Below are 1,234 nucleotides of genomic sequence, written 5' to 3' on the forward strand. Positions count from 1 at the left end.
TCGGCCAGAACTTGGCGTGCTTCAGCCCGGCCACCGGGAACACCGCCTGCTCGCGCGAATAGGGGCGGGTCCACTCGCCCTCGATTACATCCGCCTGGGTATGTGGCGCATTCTTCAGCGGGTTGTTGTCGGCATCGATGTGCCCCTCTTCCACCGCGCGGATCTCCTCGCGGATGGTCACCATCGCCTCGATAAAGCGGTCCAGCTCCATCTTGGATTCCGACTCGGTCGGCTCGATCATCAGCGTGCCCGGCACCGGGAAGCTCATGGTCGGGGCGTGGAAGCCGAAGTCCATCAGCCGCTTGGCAATATCTTCCTCGGAGATGCCGCTGGCCTCCTTGATGGGGCGGATATCGACGATGCACTCGTGAGCCACCCGCTGGTTGCGGCCGCGGTAGAGAATCGGATAGTGCGCGGACAGTTTCTCGGTCAGGTAGTTGGCGTTGAGGATCGCCACCTGGGTGGACCGTTTCAGCCCTTCAGCGCCGAGCATGACGCAGTACATCCAGCTGATGGTGAGAATCGAGGCGCTGCCGAAGGGGGTGGCCGATACCGCACCGATGCCGCCCTGTTGATACACCGGACTCACGGCGTGGTTGGGAAGAAAAGGCGCCAGATGGCTTTTGACCCCGATCGGGCCCATGCCGGGACCGCCGCCACCGTGAGGGATGGCGAAGGTCTTGTGCAGGTTGAGGTGGGAGACGTCGGAGCCGATCAGACCGGGCTTGGAGAGACCCACCTGGGCGTTCATATTGGCGCCGTCCATATACACCTGGCCGCCGTTGTCGTGGATGATCTGGCAGATCTCGACGATCTCCTCCTCGTACACCCCGTGGGTGGAGGGATAGGTGATCATCAGGCAGCTGAGGTTGTCCTGGTGTTGCTCGGCCTTGGCCTTGAGGTCAGCCACATCGACGTTACCGTTCTTATCACACTCGACCACTACCACTTTCAACGCCGCCATTGCCGCGGATGCCGGGTTGGTGCCGTGGGCAGAGCTGGGGATCAGGCAGATGTCACGGTGACCTTCACCGATACTTTCTTGGTACTTGCGGATCGCCAACAGGCCTGCGTATTCGCCCTGGGCACCGGAGTTGGGTTGCATCGAGACGTTGTCGTAACCGGTGATCTCCACCAGCATCGCTTCCAGCTCGTCGATCAGCTGCAGGTAGCCGCCCACCTGCTCGCGCGGAGCGAAGGGGTGGATATGGGCGAACTCGGGCCAGGTCACCGG

At 62.3% G+C, this 1,234-nt stretch carries 1 protein-coding gene; it reads right to left on the reverse strand.

Annotated features, from left to right (window positions below):
- Positions 1-1,234 (reverse strand): aminomethyl-transferring glycine dehydrogenase (locus JJQ76_RS17800; RefSeq protein WP_246481157.1); only part of this gene is annotated, 1,234 nt, incomplete at both ends.

The organism is Motiliproteus sediminis (genome assembly GCF_017912535.1).
GTDB classification, from domain to species: domain Bacteria; phylum Pseudomonadota; class Gammaproteobacteria; order Pseudomonadales; family Balneatricaceae; genus Motiliproteus; species Motiliproteus sediminis.